This window comes from Streptomyces sp. NPDC001401, from assembly GCF_042895385.1.
GTDB lineage: Bacteria > Actinomycetota > Actinomycetes > Streptomycetales > Streptomycetaceae > Streptomyces.
This window is the reverse complement of sequence record NZ_JBIAWI010000042.1, coordinates 1-19,746: the sequence shown is the minus strand read 5'-3', so window position 1 is coordinate 19,746 and position 19,746 is coordinate 1. Positions and strand designations below refer to the sequence as shown.

The following is a 19,746-nucleotide window of genomic DNA, read 5'->3' as shown; positions in this document are numbered from 1 at the left end:
CAGCTCGGTCGGCACCCCTTCGGGGGTCGCCCGGTTCCGGGTCAGGGGCGCCATGGCCAGCCTGTGCGGCAGGGCGATTTCCCCGGCGACGATCGGATTCCACAGGACGTTCAACATGGATGGTTCCTCAAAATCAAGAGTGAGCGAGACCTGCGGGGTGGCGGGCCGCGCGGAGGGGCAGTCGATGGCGCGGAGGAGCTTGCCGCCCTCATGACTGCCGCCAATGGAGGGCTGGGCCCCGGCTGTCCGTCCAGGAGGGAGGACGCCGAGTGCGTCGGTCTTCACTCAGACCCCGGGACGCATCGGTCGGGTGCGGCACCAGCCGCACCGTAGAAAGGGGACTCCCGCACGGGAGTCGGACCGGCGGTCAGCCGCGGTAGCGATCGGCGGGGGCCCTCAGCGACAGGTTCGGGACGAGCGTCTGACGCGCCTTCTCGAACGACTCCCAGTCACTGATCTGGGGCAGCGACGGGATGGTGACGGGCTCCCCCGCGTCGAGGCCGGCGAGCGCCGCGTCGACCACGTCGTCCGCGCTCATGATCCACTCATCGGGAAACGCCCCGAGGTCGGCCCCGGAGCCGTCCCAGAACTCCGTGCGGACAGCGCCCGGCAGCACAGCCTGCACCACGACGGGGCTCTCGGCGAGCTCCTGCTGCAGGGCCTGGGTGAAGGTCAGCACGTAACTCTTGGTGCCGCTGTAGACGGCGCTGACGGGCAGGATGTTGAGAGCCAGCGCAGAGGAGATGTTCACCACGGTGCCGTGCCCGCGGGCCGTCAGGCCCGGCAGGACCGCGGTGGTCAGCCTGGTCAACGAGGTCACATTGAGGTTGATCAGCGCTTCGGAAGCCGCGGCGTCGGAGGTCACCAGCGGCGTGAAGAGCCCCCCGCCGGCATTGTTGATCAGTACTTCGATGCTTGCGTCGGTGCGCAGACGCTCCTCGACCACGGAGATCTGCGCCGCATCGGTGAGGTCTGCGGCGACGACGTCCACCGCACGGCCCGTGCGGCTGCGGATGTCCGACGCCAGCGTCTCCAGCCGCGCAGCGTTGCGGGCCACCAGAATCAGGTCGTAGCCCCGGTCGGCAAGCCGCTGCGCGTAAGCGGCACCCAGGCCGGCGGACGCGCCGGTGACGACAGCGGTCTTGTTCTGCGTGGTCATAGGGGGATCTCATTTCTGGGCTGGCGGATGAGTAGAGGGGCCAGAGCATCGACCTCGCTTTAGATTACGGTAACTATCTAAAGCGATCCGGTCAACGCCCGCCATCCCGCCAACCACCGCCCGCGGCCGGAGACCGAAGCTGATCCACAGGCCCCCCGCCTTGCGGCAGCGAGAAGGAGCCGTACAGGAAGAGGGCGTCGCGGCCGGGCGCCGGCACGTCGCGTACGATAGATGCACTTAACTATCTAACGTGGGCCGGTGAGTGATGAGTCGGGTTTCGCAGGCACAAGCGCTCGAGAACCGCAGGCGCGCGGTCGCCGCGGCCTCCAAGCTGTTCCGGGAACGCGGCGTGAACGGCATCAGCGTCGCCGATCTGATGAAGTCCATCGGGCTGACCACGGGTGGCTTCTACAAGCAGTTCGCCTCAAAGGAGGCTCTGGTGGCCGAGGCCGCTCAGGCCGCTTTCGGAGACCTGGACGTACTCCTGGCGTCGCTCGACACAGACCACGGCGATCACGACACCGCTCGTGGCGCCCTCGTGGACTTCTACCTGTCGGCCGAGCACCGTGACCAGCCCGGCACTGGTTGCCCCACCGCGGGATTCGCAGGAGACATGGCTCGCGAACCCACAGCCGGGGAGGTGCGCAAAACGTACGCAACCGGAGTCCAGCAATTCGCCTCATGGATGTCCACCGACACCGCCGACGGCCTCCCCATGGTGGCCACTCTGGTCGGCGCGATCCTGCTCGCCCGGGCCACGGCGGGCACAGAACTGTCGGAGAGGATCCTGGAGTCGACCCACAAGGCCCTGACTGCATCACAGGGCCTTGAACCGGAATCCTGAAATGGACCATTCGACTCGCCAACGCCACAGGTGAGCTGACCTGAGCCCCTGCGCCCCCGGACCGCTCCCCCGCCCACAACCGCCGCCGGCACTCCATGCCCCGCAGCGGCAACCGCACCGCGGTCCGCCCCCAGCACCACCAAGCCCGCGACCAGGCGGTGCGGCCACACCCGGCGGACTGAACCGCTACGCCTGGCGCAACCGCGCTCAGCCCTGTCGGCGAGCCTCATGCGAAATGCGGGGCCGGGGGCAGCATCCGCAGCCCCGCGCCAACATGGCCGGACCTTCCGGGCCCGCGCGGCAACGGTGCCCCACTGCAAGAGCCCCATCACCGCCGGAATCATCCATGCCGTCGGGCGTGATCACCCACTTCGGCCGACTCCGCGAGCCCGATTCTTTGCAGGTCTCGGCGGCCTCCCTTCCTCCACCAGCATCCCGAGCAGCCCCGTGAGGAGCTTGCGAGGACAGCCGAGGGCGCGTTCGAAGCCACTTAAGCAGGTCGGACCGTATGAGACCTCGCACGCCCAACCTCGGCTGAGTTTACTTTTCTATACTCAGTCGGTAGCGTCGTGACCGGCACATCAACCCGACCGCACGCGAGAAACGGGCGCGCACGCGGACCTGCGCGAAGAATCACATAGCCCACCGGAACACCCACGCAGAAAGACGGCCGACATGAAGGCATTCGTCGTCGAGAAGTACGGCAAGGACGGCGCACGCGCCGCAGAGGTGCCCGAGCCCACGGTCGGGGACCGCGACGTCCTGGTCAGAGTGAGCGCCGCCAGCATCAACCCGCTGGACAAAATGGTCCGCAACGGGGAGTTCAAGCAACTCCTCAAGTACAAGCGTCCGTTCGTACTCGGCCACGACGTGGCCGGCGTCGTGACCCGGGTCGGCTCCGCCGTACACGGCCTCAAAGTCGGCGACGAGGTCTACGCCCGTCCGCGCGACCTGCGGATCGGAGCTTTTGCGGAGCTCATCGCGATCGACGTGGACGACGTCGCACCCAAACCGGCCTCCCTCATCCTCAACGAGGCAGCCGCTGTGCCGCTGGTGGCCCTTGCCGCCTGGCAGATTCTCGTCGACAAGGGCCACGTGAAGCCGGGGCAGAAAGTGCTCATCCACGCCGGTGCCGGTGGCCTCGGCTCGACGGTCATCCAGCTCGCCAAGCACCTCGGCGCCACGGTGGCGACGACCACGAACACCGACACCGAGAAGTTGGTCAGGAGCCTCGGCGCCGACGTCGTCGTCGACTACACCAAGGAAGACTTCTCGAAGGTGCTGTCCGGCTACGACCTCGTGCTGGACTCCGTGGGCGGAGCGAACCTCGAGAAGTCGCTGACCGTACTGAAGCCCGGCGGCCTGGCCATCAGTGTCGTCGGCCCGCCGGACGCCGGGTTCGCCAAGCAGCTCGGCGCCCCCTCCTTTCTGGGCCTGGTCATGAACGTGCTCAGCCGCAAGGTGCGGAAGCAGGCCAAGGCGCTGGGCGTCCGCTACCAGTTCTTCTTCATGCAGGCCAACGGCTCCCAGCTCCGCAAAATCGGCGCCCTCTACGACAGCGGGAAACTCCGCCCGGTCATCGACAGCACCTTCCCGTTCGACCAGACGCTCGATGCGATGGCGTACGTCGAGCAGGGCCGTACCAAAGCCGGCAAGGTCGTGGTCTCGATGACCCCCGACAACGACTGAGAGCAGTCCGGCCCGAGCCCCCTCCGTCTGGCACGGTCACTGGTGGGGGGAGACGTCGCCGTCGGCGATCCAGTGGCGACCGCGGTCAGGGAGAACCGCCGCCGTGATCGTCTCGGTGCCTCCCATGCCGTACGTCCTGCCACACCACACGCCCCACAGCTCCATGACGCCCCGAGCCGTGGTCAAGCCCTCAATCCCGTGACGTGTCAGATGTGTGATCACGGCGGACGGACCGACCCGCATGCGTGGGCAGCCATGCTCAGGACAGCTGTGTCCGCCCGCCGAGCGCCGCACTGCGCCAGGTGGGGGCGCGGTCCTTGTCGACCAGGGCCGCACGGACACCCTCCAGGAAGTCCGGCGTACGGATGGCCGTGCGCGTGAGGGCGAGTTCGGCGTCGAGGCACTCCTGCAGCGTGTGCTGCCTGCCCCGGGCCAGCAGGGCGTGAGTGATCTCCAGGCTCTGTGGTGAGGCGGACTCCATGACGGCCAGCGCGGCTGCCGCCCAGGGGGTGTCGAAGTGGCGCAGGCGTTTCTCGATCTCACCGAGGGTCGGCGCACCGAACGCCCAGTCCACGTCCCCGCGCACCTTCGCCAGCGCGCTGCCCGCCACCGGGGAACGGCCGGCAAGGCGGTTCAGGACCACGTCCACAGGGTCGCCGGGGCTGTCGGCCAGGGCCTCTCCGACCGCGTCGAGCCCGTCCGCGGGGACGAAGTGCGTGGCCAGCCCCGTGTACAGCGCGTCGGCCGCGTCGAGCCGGTGTCCGGTCAGTCCCAGGTACATGCCGATCGCGCCGGGCAGCCTCGGCAGGAAGTAGCTGGCCCCGATGTCCGGGAAGAACCCGATCCCGGTCTCCGGCATCGCCAGCACCGCGCGCTCGCTGACGACGCGGAAACTGCCGTGGACGGACAGACCGAGACCGCCACCCATGCACAGGCCGTCGATGAGCGACACAACCGGCACGGGATACTCGGCGATCCGGGCGTTGAGCCGGTACTCGGAGGCGAAGAACCGCTCACTGGCCTCGGCATCCCCGGCGAGGCTGTACTCGCGGATCGTACGGATGTCTCCACCGGCACAGAACGCCTTCGGGCTGGTACTGGCGATCAGCACAGCGGACAGCGGTGTGTCCTCCCACGCGGCGAGCACACGGTCGATGGCGGCGACCATGCCTGTCGTCAGGGCGTTGAGCGCCTTGGGCCGGTTCAGCAGGATGCGGCCGACGCCCCGATGGACATCGGCGAGAATCTCGACCGCTGCGGTATCAGTCACGGTCGTCACCTCGCCATCCGTGCGGACCTGCTGTCGTGGCCATCACGTTCCTCACTCGCCAGGTGTCAGGCGTAGATCTGCGCGTAGAGATCCTGGATCTCGTTCACGGTGGGTACGACGGGGTTGTTGGCCGGGGACCCGGACGCGAGCGCCTGCTCTGCCATGAGGGGCGACAGGCGGAACCACTCGTCCTTGTCGATGCCGTGGGCCCTTGGGGTGGGCACCTCAAGATCCTGGCACAGGGCTCGGAGCGCCTCCACGAGCCTATCGGCGGCCACGGCGTCGCTGTCGCCGTCGGTGGCGGCTCCGAGGGCGCGGGCGCAGTCGGCATACCGGCTCTCAGCGGCGGGCACGGAGAACGCCGTCACCGCGGGGAAGAGCATGGCGTTCGACAGACCGTGGGCAACGTGGAAGTGAGCGCCGATCGGACGGCTCATGCCGTGCACGAGCGCCACGCTGGAGTTGGAGAAGGCGATGCCGGCCTGGGTCGCTGCGAGCATCATCGCCTCGCGCGCCTCGATGTCTCCGCCGTCGGCGTAGACGCGGCGGAGGTGGCGGCCGATGGTCCGGATCGCGTTCAGGGCGAGGCCGTCGGAGAACGGGTTGGCCTTGCGGCTCACGTACGCCTCGACGGCATGGGTGAGCGCGTCGACACCGGTGTCAGCGGTCAGCCGGGACGGCATCGACAGGGTCAGTTCGAAGTCGACGACGGCGGCGACCGGCAGGAACGCCGACCCCGGGCAGAGCATCTTCTCGTCCGTCGCGCTGTCGGTGATGATGGTGAACTGGGTGGCCTCCGAGCCGCTGCCTGCGGTGGTCGGGACCGCGATCACCGGAAGCGCCGGACCGAGGCTGGTGTGCGGGGCCTTGTAGTCCCGCATCCGGCCGCCCTGGACGCCCAGCAGGCCGAGGGCCTTGGCGGTGTCCATCGGGCTGCCACCGCCGAACCCGATCACCGAGTCCGCCCCGTGTTCCCGCAGCACGGCCAGGCCCGCCTCGAGCGAGTCGGTCGTCGGATCCGGGACGGTGCCGGCGAACAGGCACGGCTGTAGCCCGGCATCCCTCAGCGTCGACATCAGGCGTTCCGCCACACCCGTCCCGGCAAGGAACGCGTCCGTCACCAGCAAGGGGCGGCGCAGGCCCAATCCTGCGACGACGTCACCCAGCTCGCCGACGGCACCGCCGCCGACGCGCAGGATCCGCGGGAGGGAAAGGCTGGCAACCATGGCGGCCCTTTCGGCAAGAACAGCGGAGCATGTCGCGCCCACTACCCCGACTGTGCGGCCCCGCACCGTGTGCAAACAACCACCAATGGCGCACACCGACTGTGCAGAAACGCAGATACGGTGGGACTGTGCATCCCCACTCCCCGGACGAGAGCCCCGCTCCACGGCCGGCCGGCTCGCCTCGCTCCATCGATCCGCGCAGACTCCGCGCCGACGACCTGCGCTACCTGCTCGCGGTCTCCCGTACCGGACGCCTGGTGACCGCCGCCGACGCACTCGGCGTGGACCACACCACCGTGTCACGCCGTATCTCCGCGCTGGAGAAGAGCATCGGCCTGCGCCTCATCGAGCGCGGCCCGGACGGATGGACGCTGACGGAGATCGGAAGAGCCATCTCGGACAGCGCGCGCGTGATCGAGGAGGCCATCGACCGCGTCGTCGACACCGTGGAGGGCCAGGACTCGCCGTCCCTGCACGGCACGGTGCGCGTCAGCGCCCCCGACGGCTTCGGCACCGCCTTCGCCACGCCCGCCCTCGTACGGGTGCGCCGCCACCATCCCCAGCTCCAGGTCGAACTCATCACCGCGACACGGCAGCTCGCCCTGCGCCCGTCCGGTTTCGATCTCGCCGTAGTCATCGGCGTTCCCTCCAGCAGCCGCCTGGTGACCGAGCACCTCACCGACTACACGCTGGGGCTCTACGCCTGCGACGACTACCTGGCCAAGTACGGCCGGCCGAAGTCGCTGGCGGAGCTGCGCGAACACCCGCTCATCTTCTACATCGAGTCCATGCTGCAGGTCGGCGACCTCGACATCGAGCGCCACCTTCCCGGCATGACCCCCGCCTTCTCCTCGACGAACGTCTTCGCCCAACTCGAAGCCACCCGGCAGGGAGCCGGCATCGGCGTCCTTCCGGCCTTCCTGACCCAGCGGACGCAACTGCGCCGACTCCTCCCCGACGAGATCGACATCCGGCTCCCCATCACCCTGGCCCTCCGCCGGGAGGCGGTGACACACGCCGCCGTGCGCGCCCTGTGGGCCGCGCTACGGCAAGAGGTCGCCGAACGGGCCGATGAACTGCTTCCGGAGTGAACGCCGGCGAGATGCAGGTGCGGTGGAATCCCGCCGATCGAACCACAGCCGCCGCCCGGTCGCGGCGGTCAGAGTCAGAGCCACGGCGTAGCCGAAAACCATCCTGATGATCGCCCGGGACGGAGGCCGGCCGTGCTTCAGCGAGGCAGCAGGACGTCGACCTGCCGCCGGATGTCCTGCACGATCTCCTCGACGCTCAAGGCGATGTTCACGCTCACCGCCATGCTGAGGAACATCACGGCGGACACGATGTGTGCCAGCGTCACGGCGTCACCCTCCGTGATCCGCTCGTCTCGGCGCAGCACGGCGGCCATGGCCTCCTCGGTCTGCGCCACGATGGCGAGTGCCGCGCTGTGCCGGTGCTCCTCGGGGTCGCCGAAGACCATCTCTCGCAGGTAGGTACGTCCGTTGTCGATCTGGGTGCGATTGCACTCCACGATCGGCCGGACGATCGCCATCACCGCGTCCAGCACGCCCGGGACGGTCTCGGCGTCCGCCCGGCCCTGCTCGAGCGCTTCGATGTACTTGGCGTTCTGCACAAGCAGGAGGAGTTCGCCCTTGGTCTTGACATAAAGGAACAGGGTGCCGGTCCCGATGTCGGCCTTGTCGGCGATCTGCTGGGTCGTGACCTCATCGACGCCGTGTTCGGCGAACAACTCCGTCGCGGCAGCGACGATGCGGTCGAATTTCTCCTGCTTGTTCCGCTCGCGCCGTCCGACCGGCCGGGGGGCGACAGACATGGCGATGTCCTCCAGGAATAAGATTCTGACCTTAGTCAGTTATGATTACACTCGGTACCGCGTGGGCTCGAATATGGCTACGCTCATTCTCCCATCACAGGGCGAGCAGTCATTGCTCCATCCGTACAGAGCCACGCACCTCACATCCCCCTGGAACGAAGGAACACCCATGCCCTCCCTCGATGGAGCAGTCGTCCTCGTCACCGGCGCCAATGGCGGTATCGGCACCCACTTCGTCCACGACGCCCTGGCTCGCGGCGCCGCCAAGGTCTACGCCACCGCCCGTTCCCCCCGTGCCTGGGACGACGAACGCATCGTCCCTCTGACCCTTGACGTCACCGACCGCGCGTCGATCGACGCGGCCGTCGCCGCCGCGGCGGACGTCACCGTGCTCGTCAACAACGCGGGCGCCACCCCGCCGAGCGCGAGCCTGCTGGACGTCACCGAGGCGGACATCCGGGCGAACATGGAGACGAACTTCTTCGGACCAGTCTTCCTTGCCCGCGCCTTCGCACCGATCCTCGCCGCCAAGCAGGGGTCGATCCTCATCGACGTGCACTCCGTTGCCAGTTGGTACGCCTTCGGCGGCGCCTACAGCGCGTCCAAGGCCGCACTGTGGTCGGCCACCAACTCGCTGCGCATCGAGCTCGCACCCATGGGCGTCCACGTGACGGGTGTACACATGGGCTACGTCGACACCGACATGGCCGCGCACGCCGAGGGACCCAAGATGCTGCCGACGCAGCTGGTGACGACGGTCTACGACGCGGTCGAGGCCGGCGAGTACGAGGTCTTGGCCGACGAGTTGACCCAGGGGGTCAAGGCGGCTCTGAGCGGCCCGGTCGAGGCGCTCTACCCGGACCTGCGCGGCACGAACGCCTGAACTTGTCCTTCGGTCCCGGTGTGATCTCCTGACGTCGGGACCGCGTGATCCATGGGGTTCGAACGGTTTGCCGGCATCGCCACGGCGTTCACCGCCGTATCGGCAGTCGACCCAAGCAGCAGTCCGATCGATCAGCAGCCCGGCACCATCGTGAGGACAGACCATCGCGGCTGTCGGGCCACGGGCGCAGGCGGTGCCAGGTGCCGCGAGTTCACCCCGGTCGGTGTCGGTGAAACTCGGACAGGCCATGCCCGGCGAGCGCTTCGTCGAGCACCATCCGGTGCAGTTCGCCCAGCGACCGCCAAGGACACTTCCCCCACACCACCCGCAGCCCTGTCGGCGTACAGGCCGCGCCACTGGGTGGTGAGCCCTGGTCAGTCGGCCTGTGCCCCCGACGCGGGGCGCCAACGCGCTCGAATTCGCCGGCCCTGCCGGGGCGCCGGTCGACCACGGTACGGAAGACGTCGAACACCGCACCGCGTAAGCAGCAGCGCCGATCCGTCGGTCGTCCTCGATGGTGACCGGGCTTCGCGCCATCGTTCCCCTCCCCCATCGGGCAGGCGTACGACGACCCAGATGGGACTCGCGACAAAGCGAGCACGGCCGCGGCATCTGCTTCGTACGTGCTCGCTTCCTGCCGGGTGTCAGCGTTGCTGGTTGGCGACGCCGATGTGGTGCCCGAGACGGTATTCGAAGTCGATGCCGGCCTGTTCGGCGACGGCCTGCGTGCCTGCGGCCCGGGTGAGGAAACCGGGAAGGGTGAGGGAGTGGGCGAACTCGCCGTACGCGGCGACCAGGTCCGCGTCCGGGGGCAGGGATGCCCGGTTGATCTGGGCTTTGGCCGAGGCGAGTGAGGTGCGGTCGAAGGAGGCGAGCCGGGCGGCGACGGTACCGACGAAGGCGTCGAGTTCGCTGTCGGGGAGGGCGCGGGTGACCCAGCCCCAGCGCTCGGCGGTGTCGGCGTCGTAGTCGTCGCTGGTAAGGATGGCTTCCAGGGCGCGGTCGCGTCCGATGGCACGGGGGAGGCGTTCGGCGCCGCCACCGCCGGGCAGCAATCCGCTGCCGACCTCGGGCTGTCCGAAGATCGCCTTCTCACGACTGGCGTAGCGCAGATCGAGGGCGAGGGCGAGCTCGTTCCCGCCACCGCGGGTGCGTCCCCGGATGGCCGCGATGGTGATGTAGGGCGCTTTGGAGAGTTCCAGGACCAGATTCGTCCATGCCGGCGCCGCTTCCGGGTCCTCGGGGGCGGGGAAGTCGGCGGCGGCAGCCAGGTCGAAGTGGTTGTAGAAGAAGTCGGGGGTGGCGCTGTCGAACAGCACGACCTGGATGTCCGGGTCGGTGGCCAGTTCTTCGACGATCTCGATGAGGCGCAGGACGGTCTCGCCGGTGATGAGATTGACGGGCGGGTTGGCGAAGGTGATCTTCGCGATCTGCGGTGAGGTGCGCTCGTAGTGGATGGTGCTGTGCTCGCTCATGGCTGGCTCCGGATACGGATTCGGATGTGTGACGGGTGTCAGACGGCGACGGGGGCGCGAGGAGGGCGGGGAAGCGTGGCGCGGATGCATTGCTGAGCAGAGCCCGCGCCGCTCACTCCTCGTAGTGCGGGAGGATGTCGCCGTTCTTGACGTAGGTGAGGGCGGCGGCGACGTCGTAGGCGTGGATCGCGGAGACCTGCGATGCCAGCCGGTCGGACAGGTCCTGGACCACGTTGCCGGTGAAGAAGGCGTCCCGTGCTGCGGTGTCGGCGAACCCGAGGCTGACCGAGGCGTGGAAGTGCTGGTCGTGGGGGTTGTCGTGGGCGACGTCCGGGGTGTCCCAGAGCTTTTTCGTCCAGGGCAGGAACGTCTGCGTGCGCAGTTCCGTCAGCGCTCCGGTGCCGGCGAGCGCGGGGGCGAGCTGCTCGTTGACGAACTTCCGGAAGGCGCCGGAGCCGACCCCGTCTCTGCGGCGAAGGTAGATCAGCGCGCGGGCACCGACCGTCTGCCCGGGGCCTGCGACGTCGTACCAGCGGGATGAGTTCGGCGGGCCGGCGTAGAGCAGGGTGCGGCGGAACACATTGATCTCGTCGGCATAGGCCAGCTTCGTCTGCTTGCGCCCTTTCAGGGGTGCAAGCACCGATTGGAAGGTGACTTCCGCGACGCCGTCGATCTTCCGGCCGGCGGGGATCGCGGTCTGGACCCCGTCGATGGCCGGCCACAGGCCCGGGTTGTGCTCGGCGAGGTGGATCTGCCGGTACTCCTCCAGGCCCGGGGTGGCGGAGATGATCCCTGAGTGCGGGCCCTTCCAGTGGTCCATGCCGGTCTGGCGGGGCTGGTCGGTGCGCACCCACAGCAGGATCGAGGAGGTGAGAGGTTTCTTCACTTCCGGGGGCGCGCCGACCGGTGACGTGCTCATGATGTTGCCCTTTTTCCTGGTCAGATGGTGGTCATCGCGCCAGGAACTCGATCGCTACGGGGGCGAACTCCTGGTGGTACTGGAAGATGCCGCCGTGCCCGGAGTCGGGGTAGATGATCAGCTCGCTGCCCTTGATGCGCCGGTGCAGGTCCTCCGACAGGACCGACGGCACCATGCGGTCGTTGTCGCCGTTGGCGATCAGGGTGGGCTGCGTGATCGTCGACAGGTCGTCGGGGGTGGAGCGCCCCCACTTCTTGATCGCCTTCAGCTGCGTCTGGAACGCCTTGGTCTTAATGTCCACGTCGCGGTCGACGGTGCGCTCCTTGAGCCGGTTGACGAACGCGCGTGCGGCGGGCTTGCCGGTGGCATTGCGGTTGAAGAACAGGAACTCCTTGGGGTCCGAACGGGTCAAGGTGGCGCGCAGGATGTCCCAGTACGTGATTCTGGCGACCTTGTCCATGTCCTTGCCGCCCTTGGGCCCGGTGCCGGTGAGGACCAGCTTGCGGACGAGCTCGGGGTGCTTCACCACCAGGGCCTGGGCGACCATGCCGCCGAGGGAGAAGGAGAAGACGTCGATCTTGTCGTACCCGAGCGCCTTGATGAAGGTATAGGCGTCGTCGGCCATCGCCTCGACGCTGTCCGGCACCTGGCCGGTGGACGCCCCGACACCGCGGTTGTCGAAGGCGATGACGTGACGGCCCTTCGCGATGGGATCGATGATGCGGGGGTCCCAGTTGTCCAGGGTCGCGGCGAGGTGGACGAAGAAGACGACGGGGATGCCGCCCTTCGGCCCCAGCTCGCGGTAGGCGTAGGTGACGCCGCCGGCGCTGACGGTGTGGGCCGGGGCCTTCGCGTAGGAGGTGATGACGGCTTCGTTCGGGGTGTCGGTGCTGCTCATGACGGATTCTCCTTGCGTGTTCTGTGTCGCTGTGTGTTTCGTGTCGCCCGTCGCGGTTGCGGCAGGTCAGCTGTTGCCGATGACGGCCTTGCCGCGGATGCCACCCTGGGACAGGGACTGCAGCGCCTGCGGGGTCTGGTCGAAGCCGGCCACCTTTCCCACGACCGGGCGCACCGCGCCCTGGTCGATGAGGGTGGTGATCTGGCGGAGCTGGTCGCCGCTGGCGCGCATGAGCAGGAACTCGTACGTCACGCCGAGCTTCTTCGCCTGCTTGCGGATCTTGCGGCTCAGGGCGGCGACCGCCAGGCGCAGCAGCGGTTTGAGGCCGGCTTCGCGCGCGAAAGTGGGCTCCGGGGGACCGGCGATCCCGATGGCTTTGCCGCCGGGTTTGAGCACCCGCAGGGACTTCTCGAGAGTCTCCCCACCGAGGCTGTCCAGCACCAGGTCGTAGCCGGTCAGGAGCTGCTCGAAGTCCTGGGTGCGGTAATCGATCACCGTGTCCGCGCCGAGCGCGCGCACGAAGTGCTCGTTGGAAGCGCTGGCGGTCGTGGCGACGTGCGCACCGAGGTGCGCGGCGAGCTGGATCGCGATCGAACCGACCCCGCCGGCGCCGGCGTGGATGAGAACCTTCTGCCCGGGCCGCACCTTCCCGCGCTCCACCAGCGCCTGCCACGCCGTGAGCGCCACCAGCGGCAGCGAGCCGGCCTCATTCATGCTGATCGAGGCGGGCTTGAGCGCCAGGTCGCCCTCCGCGACGGCGATGCGTTCGGCGAAGGTGCCGATGCGGTCCTGGTCGGGCCGACCGTAGACCTCGTCTCCGGGCTTGAAGCCGCGAACCGCCGTCCCGACGCCGATGACAGTGCCCGCGACGTCGTTGCCCAGGATCAGCGGCAGCTTGTAGGGCAGGATCTGCTTGAACTCACCGGCGCGGATCTTCTCGTCCAGCGGGTTCAGCCCGGCGGCCTCCACCCGGACCAGTACGTCGTGCTCCCCGACGGTGGGCTCGGGGACTTCCGCCTCTTGCAGCGGCTCCTTGTACTTGGTGACGACGAACGCTCTCATGGGGCGCCACTCCTAGAATTTGTCTCATTTATCCATGTTTGCGATTTGATCGCCCAAACCCGGTGCGGCATCCGGGGTCTCGCCCCGCTCCATCAATCCGAGTACGCTCAACTATGAGTCCGCTCAGAAATATTGTCAAGGGAGGTCCCCATGGGAAGCGGTCACATGCCGATCGGGCGCCGCGAGAGGGCCAAACAGGACAAGCGCGAGCGCATCATGACCGCAGCCCGCGAGCTGTTCGTCGAACACGGCGTCGACAAGGTCACGACGCAGCAGGTCGCCCGCCGGGCCGATGTCGCGATCGGGACGCTCTACCTGTATGCGTCCACCAAGGCCGAGTTGCTGATCATGGTGCAGAACGAGAAGTTCGCCGCCGCCGTCGATTCCGGCCTCGCCGCCGCGAACACCGCCGTCGGACAGGGCGCGCTGGAGCGGGTCATCGCTCTCATCCGTCCCGTCGTGGAGTGCGTGAGGGAGCACATCGAGAACGGCCGCACATACCTGCACGAACTCGTCTTCGGCGACCCGGCCGAGCCCTACCGGCAAGCGGGCCTGGCCCTCGCCGGCCGCCTCGAGGACGGCATCACCGGCCTGCTCACCCGCGACGAGCACGTCGGCGCCGCCGACGCGGCGACGCTGGCACGGGTGATTACCGCGATCATCCACATCAGCACCACCGCCACGCTGTACCTGCACCGCAGCGACGATGCCGTCCTCGCCGACATCCGCGACCAAATCCACGCCACCCTGGCGCCCCACCACCGGACCGCATGACCGCTCACTCCAGGCGCCACCCATCAAACCCCTGGAAACGGGGCACTTCGTGAGCACGCACTACGGCGGCGTCGCCCTCGGCGCCGGAACAGCGGGTACGTCACCGCGATCCGCGCCGCGCAACTCGGCAAGACCACTCGGCTGCGGTCAGGCTTCCGGGCCCCCCGCCTCCGCCCCGTCGACGTTGCCGTGTGTCAGTGACGCAAGAATCCCCGCGCGGCAGACATCGAGGATTTCGTCCGCCAGCGGAGAACCGTCCGGGCATGCGCGCGACAACATGACCGCGCCGACCGAGTGGGCGAGCATGCCGATCACCATGGTGCGGGTCGCGCGCTGGTCCGCATCCCCCGGCGTATCACTCTGAGCCTGAAGGGCCGTCAGCAGGTTCTCGATCCCGGCTGCGAACTCTGTTCTGATGTCCGCCGGCTGGCGTGCGGCGTCGCCGCTGAGGGCCGCGATGGTGCAGCCGTCACCGCGCCCGTCGCGATGCTCCCGCGAGACGTAGCGCTCGACAAACTCGGCGGGGTCCAGGCCTTCCGCCCGTGCCGCGGTCTGCGCGAGCCCGCTTGCGGACGCTTCGGCCATCAGGTCGGCCTTGGAGCGGAAGTGCTTGTAGAACCCGCCATGCGTGAACCCGGCGGCCGCCATCAGTTCCGCCACACCGACACCGTCGTAGCCGCGCTCGCGGAACAGCCTGGCGGCTGTGGCGACGATGTGGGCACGGTTGCGCTCTGCCTGCGCCTTGGTGACCCGCACGATCGGCCGCCCCTTCCTCAATTGACGCTCTGCGGTCAAGCGTACATAGATGTCGATCGACATCTATGGTCTTGACTTTTTAAATTACGATCGTCATTCTATTGCTTACCTGTTCCAGAAAGGCCAGACCATGAGTGACACCCATGTGACCGCACCGACCCAGTACATCGAGGTCGACGGCGACCACTTCGCCTACCGACGCTGGGGCAAGCCCTCCGGCGTCCCGATCTTCCTGCTCCAGCACTTCCGCGGAGGCATGGACAACTGGGATCCGCTGCTCACCGACGGCCTGGCCGAAGGCCGTGAGGTCATCCTGTTCAACGGGCGCGGCATCGCCTCGTCTTCCGGCACGCCGCGCAACCGGATGGAGGACATGGCCGACGACATCGCCGCCGTCATCCGGGCGTTGGGACTGGAGCAGGTCGATCTGCTCGGCTTCTCACTCGGCGGCTACCAGGCGCAGGAGGTCACGCTGCGCCACCCCCAGCTGGTACGCAAGCTCCTCCTGCTCGGCACCGGCCTCCGCGGCGGGGACCCGACAAGTGACCCCCAGGTGCCTGAGTACGCCCTGAACCCGGTCCCCACCCTGGAGGACTTCCTCTTCCTGTTCTTCGGCCGCTCGGAAGCCGCGGTCGAAGCGGGCCGGGCCTTCTGGGAGCGCCGCCACCAGCGGGCCGACCAGGACACGCCGAGCTCGCCCGCAGTCGCGCACGCACAGTTCGAAGCGGTTGTCGCCTACGCAGAACCGCTGCCGGGCGAGAATCCCTACGCCTTCCTGAACGCGATCACGCAGCCGACGCTGGTCCTCAACGGCGAGAACGACGTGATGATCGCCTCGATCAACTCCTGGCACCTCGCCCAGAACATCCCCAACGCGCAACTGCTGATCTACCCCGATGCCGGGCATGGAGCGCAGTTCCAGTACCCCGAGCGCTTCCTGAAGCACGCCATTCAGTTCCTCGAGGAGTAGCACCCGTGCAGTCGCTGATGCCTGGTGTGCAATGACGGCCCGGCCCAACGGCTCCCAGGACTGCGACAAGCGCGCCTTCTCATCCATGAAGTCATGTGCGCCTCCACGGTCGCGGACACAGGACAGTCCGGCGGCCGGATCGCCGCCGGTCCCGGCCGGCCTGACCAGTTGCTCGGCAAGCCGACAGGCCTACCGGTACGGCCGGCCGAGGCAGGCAAGCCCGCGCGATGCAGGCAGGGCGCAGTGGCGCCCGGCTGTCGCGCCCGCACCCGCCGCCACGCGACCGCACCGAAGCCAAGCCTGGACGCGGCGGCAGATTCCCCGGATCGCCGGCGCGGACGCCGCTCACAGGCGCGTCGCACGCACTCGCCCCACCGGCCCCCCGGGCGGTCCGGCCACAGGTCGCGACCGGCCCGGCAGGCGCCCTGAAGGATCCATGCCCGATGCCCCGTCATGGGCCTCCGCGCATCCATCAGGCGACCTCGTTCCCTGGGTTTACTTTCTTATACTCAGCTACTAGCGTCGGGACCAGTACATCGACCCGCCCGCCGCGGTGGAATGCGGCACGGCGCCCGCCCGACAAGGAGCAGCACCATGGGAGTAAGCCAAGAGGCACACGAGTTCGCGGAGTTCCTCGCGAGTGTGAGCGCGAAGTCGTCGACACCCGGTCTCGACCTGGCTGTCATCCGCGACATCGTGGACTCGAACCACAAGGCGTCGACCGAGCCGGAAGGCGTCACGTACGCCGAGGTGGACGCGGGCGGCGTCCCCGCCTTGTGGGCCATCCCCGATGGCGCCGACCCCGACAAGGCGCTGCTCCACTTCCACTTCGGCGGATCCGTCACGGCCTCCATGCACTCCGACCGCAAGGCTGCAGGCCATATCGCGAAGGCGGCCGGCGCCCGCTCTCTCGTCGTGGACTTCCGTCTGGCGCCCGAACACCCTTACCCGGCGCAGCTCGACGACGCCGAGACGGCGTACCGCTGGCTGCTCTCGCAGGGCTACGAGCCGCGGAACATCGGCAGCACGGGCCACTCGATCGGCGGGACGCTCGCGGTGATGCTCCCGCTGCGCCTGCTCGCGAAGGGCGAGGCGACGCCGGGCGCGATCGTCAGCGTCTCACCGTGGACCGACCTCACCATCCAGAACGCGTCGGTGGACGAGAACGAGGACAACGACAAGATGCTCAGCAGGAACACCCTCGAACTCTTCCGAGGAGCCTGGCTGCAGGATCCCGCCGTGGACTTCACCGACCCCGCGATCAGCATCGCGAACGCCGATCTGACCGGCCTGCCGCCCACGACGGTCCACTACGGCGAGTACGAGACCCTCGCCGACGACGGCGCCGAACTCGGCCGCCGCCTCTCGGACTTCAAGGTCACCTCCGAGGTGCACCCGATGCCCGAAGGGCAGCACTCGTTCGTCCTGGGCGCCGGGCGCGTACCCGAGGTGGACGAGGCGATCCAGCAGATGGGTCAGTGGCTGCGCAAGCACCTCGGCACGTGAGCAGAAGCGGTACCTGACGGCGGGCCTGTCGACGGCCGGGCCGCCGCAGCACCGCCATGCCGGCGACCGGTCCGCCGGTCTCCGGCATCCTGCTCGACCATGCCCGCCGACATGCGGTACTTGTGTCCGACAGGGTTCCGCACACAGCCACACCACCGTCCCTTGATGCCACAAAGGAGTGCGCGATGGGAACGTACGAGGATGTCTTCCGCGCCAGTACCGAGGACCCGGAGAGCTTCTGGCTGAAGGCGGCGGAGGGCATCGACTGGGATGTCACCCCACGACGCGCCCTGGACTCCTCGGGCGCCCCCTTCTACCGCTGGTTCCCCGACGGTCGGCTCAACGTCTGTTTCAACGCGCTCGACCGGCACGTCGAAGCCGGCCGCGGCGAACAGGCTGCCCTCATCTATGACTCACCGGTGACCGACACCCGGCGCACCTACACCTACGTGCAGTTGAGGGACGAGGTGGCGGCGTTCGCCGGGGCACTCGCGCGGCTCGGTGTCGAGCACGGCGACCGTGTGGTGATCTACATGCCGATGGTCCCCGAGGCCGTTGTCGCGATGTTGGCCTGCGCACGTATCGGCGCGGTGCACTCGGTCGTCTTCGGAGGGTTCGCTCCGCGCGAACTCGCCCTGCGCATCGACGACGCGGCTCCGAAGGTGGTCGTCTCCGCCTCCTGCGGCATCGAGGGCAAGCGTGTCATCGCGTACAAGCCCCTCCTCGACCAGGCGATCGAACTCGCGGCCCACAAGCCGGAGAAGAGCGTGATCCTGCAACGCCCGCAGGAGACGGCCGAGTTGGGGCATGACGATCTCGACTGGTCCGATCTGGTCGCAGCCGCGCCGCCGGCCGACTGTGTTCCCGTCCCCGCCACCGACCCCCTCTACATCCTCTACACGTCCGGAACGACCGGAAAGCCCAAGGGAGTCGTACGTGACTGCGGCGGCTACGCGGTCGCCCTCCACTGGTCGATGGGGTCCGTCTACGACGTGGGCCCGGGCGAGACGATGTTCACCGGCTCCGACGTCGGCTGGGTCGTCGGGCACTCGTACATCGTCTACGCACCGTTGCTTGTCGGAGCCACGACGGTCCTGTACGAGGGGAAGCCGGTCGGCACACCGGACGCGGGCCAGTTCTGGCGCGTCGCCGCCGAGTACCAGGTCAAGACCATGTTCACGGCGCCCACCGCGTTCCGGGCCATCCGCAAGGAGGACCCGAAGGGAACACTCACCGCGGACTACGACCTGACCGGCCTGCGCCATCTCTTCCTCGCCGGCGAGCGCCTCGACCCCGAGACCTATCACTGGGCGAGCGACCTGCTGGACATCCCGGTCATCGACCACTGGTGGCAGACCGAGACCGGCTGGCCCATCGTCGCCAACCCCGTGGGCATCGAAGCGGCGCCCCTCAAACCCGGCTCCCCCACCCGCCCGCTGCCAGGGTGGGACGTCCGTGTCCTCGACCCCTCGGGCAAACCGGTGCCCACAGGCGTCGACGGCGCAATTGTCGTACGGCTCCCCCTGCCGCCCGGCGCACTGCCCACGCTCTGGCAGGACGACGACCGGTACATCGCCTCCTACCTCTCCGCCTACGACGGCTACTACCTCACCGGCGACAGCGGTCACATCGACGCCGATGGCTACGTCTTCGTCATGGGCCGCACCGACGACGTCATCAACGTCGCCGGGCACCGTCTGTCCACCGGCAGCATGGAAGAGGCCCTGGCCGCCCACCCCGACGTCGCCGAATGCGCCGTCATCGGTGTCGCCGACGCCCTCAAGGGACAGGTACCGCGCGGCTTCGTCGTCCTGAAGGCCGGCGTCGACCGCGAACCGGGCGAGATCGAGTCCGAACTCGTCCAACTCGTACGTGAACGCATCGGAGCCGTCGCCTCCCTCAAGGAGGTCGCGGTCGTGGCCGCTCTGCCCAAGACCCGTTCGGGAAAGATCCTGCGCAAGACGATGCGCGGCATCGCCGACGGGCACGACGAACCCATCCCCTCCACGGTGGACGACCCCGGCGTCGTCGAGGCCCTGCGCCCTGTTCTCCGACGCCCTGGCCAAACCGCGTGAACGGCTGACCCGCAGCCCGGTCGACGACGGGCGAGCTTCCGGACCGTGCCGTGCGGCACACCAACTCGGAGGCCCCGCAGACTGCCGACTCCTGCTTGCAACTGCCCGCACACCCACATAGTATTATGATTGTAATTCCATAGATCGCGCCGACACAGCTCGGCCGACAGGGGTCATGACGGGTCCCCATCGGGCCCCAAGCAGGACGGCCCAGCCCTCCCGCTCGGCTGATCACACCTACTGCCGGCCCCCGCCCTCAGCGATCGACTACTCATCATCTGAGGAATCACCCATGCTCAACGCCCTGTGGAACCCGACCGTCGCCGGAGAGATCTCCCTGCCGCACCGGCTCGCCATGGCCCCCCTGACCCGAAGCCGGGCCACCCTCAACGGCGTGCCGACCGAGCTC

At 68.3% G+C, this 19,746-nt stretch carries 18 protein-coding genes and 1 pseudogene; 8 read left to right on the top strand and 11 right to left on the bottom strand.

Going from position 1 to position 19,746, the window contains the following annotated elements:
* Together ACFY10_RS54855 and ACFY10_RS54850 are read right to left on the bottom strand one after the other, a co-directional pair.
* Positions 1-117: pseudogene (locus tag ACFY10_RS54855) on the bottom strand (alkene reductase); the annotation flags it as partial.
* 250 nt (positions 118-367) lie between these two features.
* Positions 368-1,159, bottom strand: coding sequence for an SDR family NAD(P)-dependent oxidoreductase (locus ACFY10_RS54850; RefSeq protein WP_390672955.1), 792 nt, complete (start codon positions 1,157-1,159; stop codon positions 368-370).
* A gap of 265 nt (positions 1,160-1,424) precedes the next feature.
* On the opposite strand from ACFY10_RS54850, the gene ACFY10_RS54845 reads away from it, so the two are divergent.
* Together ACFY10_RS54845 and ACFY10_RS54840 are read left to right on the top strand one after the other, a co-directional pair.
* Positions 1,425-2,003: a TetR family transcriptional regulator gene (locus ACFY10_RS54845; RefSeq protein ID WP_390672954.1), complete on the top strand. Its 579-nt coding sequence runs from the start codon at positions 1,425-1,427 to the stop codon at positions 2,001-2,003.
* Positions 2,004-2,678: 675 nt separating this feature from the next.
* Positions 2,679-3,692, top strand: coding sequence for an NADP-dependent oxidoreductase (locus ACFY10_RS54840; protein WP_390672953.1), 1,014 nt, complete (start codon positions 2,679-2,681; stop codon positions 3,690-3,692).
* A 36-nt stretch (positions 3,693-3,728) separates the two neighbouring features.
* Here the strand turns inward: ACFY10_RS54840 and ACFY10_RS54835 are convergent, their stop codons facing one another.
* The 3 genes from ACFY10_RS54835 to ACFY10_RS54825 all read right to left on the bottom strand — a co-directional run bounded on the left by ACFY10_RS54835 (position 3,729) and on the right by ACFY10_RS54825 (position 6,188).
* Positions 3,729-3,878 (bottom strand): hypothetical protein, encoded by a 150-nt coding sequence (locus tag ACFY10_RS54835; RefSeq protein WP_390672952.1) that lies wholly within the window; start codon positions 3,876-3,878, stop codon positions 3,729-3,731.
* Between the two features lie 73 nt (positions 3,879-3,951).
* Positions 3,952-4,962, bottom strand: coding sequence for an enoyl-CoA hydratase/isomerase family protein (locus ACFY10_RS54830; RefSeq protein WP_390672951.1), 1,011 nt, complete (start codon positions 4,960-4,962; stop codon positions 3,952-3,954).
* Positions 4,963-5,027: 65 nt separating this feature from the next.
* Positions 5,028-6,188: an iron-containing alcohol dehydrogenase gene (locus ACFY10_RS54825; protein WP_390672950.1), complete on the bottom strand. Its 1,161-nt coding sequence runs from the start codon at positions 6,186-6,188 to the stop codon at positions 5,028-5,030.
* Positions 6,189-6,316: 128 nt separating this feature from the next.
* On the opposite strand from ACFY10_RS54825, the gene ACFY10_RS54820 reads away from it, so the two are divergent.
* Positions 6,317-7,279 carry a LysR family transcriptional regulator gene (locus tag ACFY10_RS54820; RefSeq protein WP_390672949.1) on the top strand — a complete coding sequence of 321 codons (963 nt, stop codon included), beginning with the start codon at positions 6,317-6,319 and terminating at the stop codon, positions 7,277-7,279.
* 137 nt (positions 7,280-7,416) lie between these two features.
* On the opposite strand, the gene ACFY10_RS54815 is transcribed toward ACFY10_RS54820, so the two are convergent.
* A complete protein-coding gene (locus tag ACFY10_RS54815) occupies positions 7,417-8,019 on the bottom strand; it encodes a TetR/AcrR family transcriptional regulator (protein ID WP_390672948.1) in 603 nt (200 codons plus the stop codon).
* A 169-nt stretch (positions 8,020-8,188) separates the two neighbouring features.
* Here ACFY10_RS54815 and ACFY10_RS54810 point away from each other — a divergent pair, with 169 nt between their 5' ends.
* Entirely contained in the window at positions 8,189-8,902 is a 714-nt protein-coding gene (locus ACFY10_RS54810) for an SDR family oxidoreductase (RefSeq protein WP_390672947.1), read from the top strand.
* Between the two features lie 644 nt (positions 8,903-9,546).
* On the opposite strand, the gene ACFY10_RS54805 is transcribed toward ACFY10_RS54810, so the two are convergent.
* From ACFY10_RS54805 to ACFY10_RS54790, 4 genes are all read right to left on the bottom strand, one after another.
* Positions 9,547-10,377: an enoyl-CoA hydratase/isomerase family protein gene (locus ACFY10_RS54805; protein ID WP_390672946.1), complete on the bottom strand. Its 831-nt coding sequence runs from the start codon at positions 10,375-10,377 to the stop codon at positions 9,547-9,549.
* 112 nt (positions 10,378-10,489) lie between these two features.
* Positions 10,490-11,296 (bottom strand): strictosidine synthase, encoded by an 807-nt coding sequence (locus ACFY10_RS54800; protein ID WP_390672945.1) that lies wholly within the window; start codon positions 11,294-11,296, stop codon positions 10,490-10,492.
* A gap of 31 nt (positions 11,297-11,327) precedes the next feature.
* Entirely contained in the window at positions 11,328-12,194 is an 867-nt protein-coding gene (locus ACFY10_RS54795; protein ID WP_390672944.1) for an alpha/beta fold hydrolase, read from the bottom strand.
* Between the two features lie 66 nt (positions 12,195-12,260).
* Positions 12,261-13,256 (bottom strand): NADP-dependent oxidoreductase, encoded by a 996-nt coding sequence (locus tag ACFY10_RS54790; RefSeq protein ID WP_390672943.1) that lies wholly within the window; start codon positions 13,254-13,256, stop codon positions 12,261-12,263.
* 150 nt (positions 13,257-13,406) lie between these two features.
* Here ACFY10_RS54790 and ACFY10_RS54785 point away from each other — a divergent pair, with 150 nt between their 5' ends.
* Positions 13,407-14,030 (top strand): TetR/AcrR family transcriptional regulator, encoded by a 624-nt coding sequence (locus ACFY10_RS54785; protein WP_390672942.1) that lies wholly within the window; start codon positions 13,407-13,409, stop codon positions 14,028-14,030.
* A 147-nt stretch (positions 14,031-14,177) separates the two neighbouring features.
* On the opposite strand, the gene ACFY10_RS54780 is transcribed toward ACFY10_RS54785, so the two are convergent.
* Positions 14,178-14,849 (bottom strand): TetR/AcrR family transcriptional regulator, encoded by a 672-nt coding sequence (locus ACFY10_RS54780; RefSeq protein ID WP_390672941.1) that lies wholly within the window; start codon positions 14,847-14,849, stop codon positions 14,178-14,180.
* Here ACFY10_RS54780 and ACFY10_RS54775 point away from each other — a divergent pair.
* The 3 genes from ACFY10_RS54775 to ACFY10_RS54765 all read left to right on the top strand — a co-directional run bounded on the left by ACFY10_RS54775 (position 14,836) and on the right by ACFY10_RS54765 (position 19,337).
* Complete coding sequence (locus ACFY10_RS54775) at positions 14,836-15,756, top strand: alpha/beta fold hydrolase (protein ID WP_390672940.1); 921 nt, start codon at positions 14,836-14,838, stop codon at positions 15,754-15,756. The two genes, ACFY10_RS54780 and ACFY10_RS54775, sit on opposite strands and share 14 nt — an antisense overlap.
* A 594-nt stretch (positions 15,757-16,350) precedes the next feature.
* Positions 16,351-17,262: an alpha/beta hydrolase gene (locus tag ACFY10_RS54770; protein ID WP_390672939.1), complete on the top strand. Its 912-nt coding sequence runs from the start codon at positions 16,351-16,353 to the stop codon at positions 17,260-17,262.
* A 185-nt stretch (positions 17,263-17,447) separates the two neighbouring features.
* A complete protein-coding gene (locus ACFY10_RS54765) occupies positions 17,448-19,337 on the top strand; it encodes a propionyl-CoA synthetase (protein ID WP_390672938.1) in 1,890 nt (629 codons plus the stop codon).
* The last annotated feature ends 409 nt before the right edge of the window (positions 19,338-19,746 follow it).

Bases quoted from the DNA above. Each gene is read 5' to 3' on its own strand.
- ACFY10_RS54765 (WP_390672938.1), top strand. From the start codon at position 17,448: ATGGGAACGTACGAGGATGTCTTCCGCGCCAGTACCGAGGACCCGGAG.
- ACFY10_RS54845 (WP_390672954.1), top strand. From the start codon at position 1,425: ATGAGTCGGGTTTCGCAGGCACAAGCGCTCGAGAACCGCAGGCGCGCG.
- ACFY10_RS54800 (WP_390672945.1), bottom strand. From the start codon at position 11,296: ATGAGCACGTCACCGGTCGGCGCGCCCCCGGAAGTGAAGAAACCTCTC.
- ACFY10_RS54790 (WP_390672943.1), bottom strand. From the start codon at position 13,256: ATGAGAGCGTTCGTCGTCACCAAGTACAAGGAGCCGCTGCAAGAGGCG.
- ACFY10_RS54785 (WP_390672942.1), top strand. From the start codon at position 13,407: ATGGGAAGCGGTCACATGCCGATCGGGCGCCGCGAGAGGGCCAAACAG.
- ACFY10_RS54850 (WP_390672955.1), bottom strand. From the start codon at position 1,159: ATGACCACGCAGAACAAGACCGCTGTCGTCACCGGCGCGTCCGCCGGC.
- ACFY10_RS54840 (WP_390672953.1), top strand. From the start codon at position 2,679: ATGAAGGCATTCGTCGTCGAGAAGTACGGCAAGGACGGCGCACGCGCC.
- ACFY10_RS54795 (WP_390672944.1), bottom strand. From the start codon at position 12,194: ATGAGCAGCACCGACACCCCGAACGAAGCCGTCATCACCTCCTACGCG.
- ACFY10_RS54770 (WP_390672939.1), top strand. From the start codon at position 16,351: ATGGGAGTAAGCCAAGAGGCACACGAGTTCGCGGAGTTCCTCGCGAGT.
- ACFY10_RS54805 (WP_390672946.1), bottom strand. From the start codon at position 10,377: ATGAGCGAGCACAGCACCATCCACTACGAGCGCACCTCACCGCAGATC.
- ACFY10_RS54825 (WP_390672950.1), bottom strand. From the start codon at position 6,188: ATGGTTGCCAGCCTTTCCCTCCCGCGGATCCTGCGCGTCGGCGGCGGT.
- ACFY10_RS54780 (WP_390672941.1), bottom strand. From the start codon at position 14,849: ATGTCGATCGACATCTATGTACGCTTGACCGCAGAGCGTCAATTGAGG.
- ACFY10_RS54775 (WP_390672940.1), top strand. From the start codon at position 14,836: ATGTCGATCGACATCTATGGTCTTGACTTTTTAAATTACGATCGTCAT.
- ACFY10_RS54815 (WP_390672948.1), bottom strand. From the start codon at position 8,019: ATGTCTGTCGCCCCCCGGCCGGTCGGACGGCGCGAGCGGAACAAGCAG.
- ACFY10_RS54810 (WP_390672947.1), top strand. From the start codon at position 8,189: ATGCCCTCCCTCGATGGAGCAGTCGTCCTCGTCACCGGCGCCAATGGC.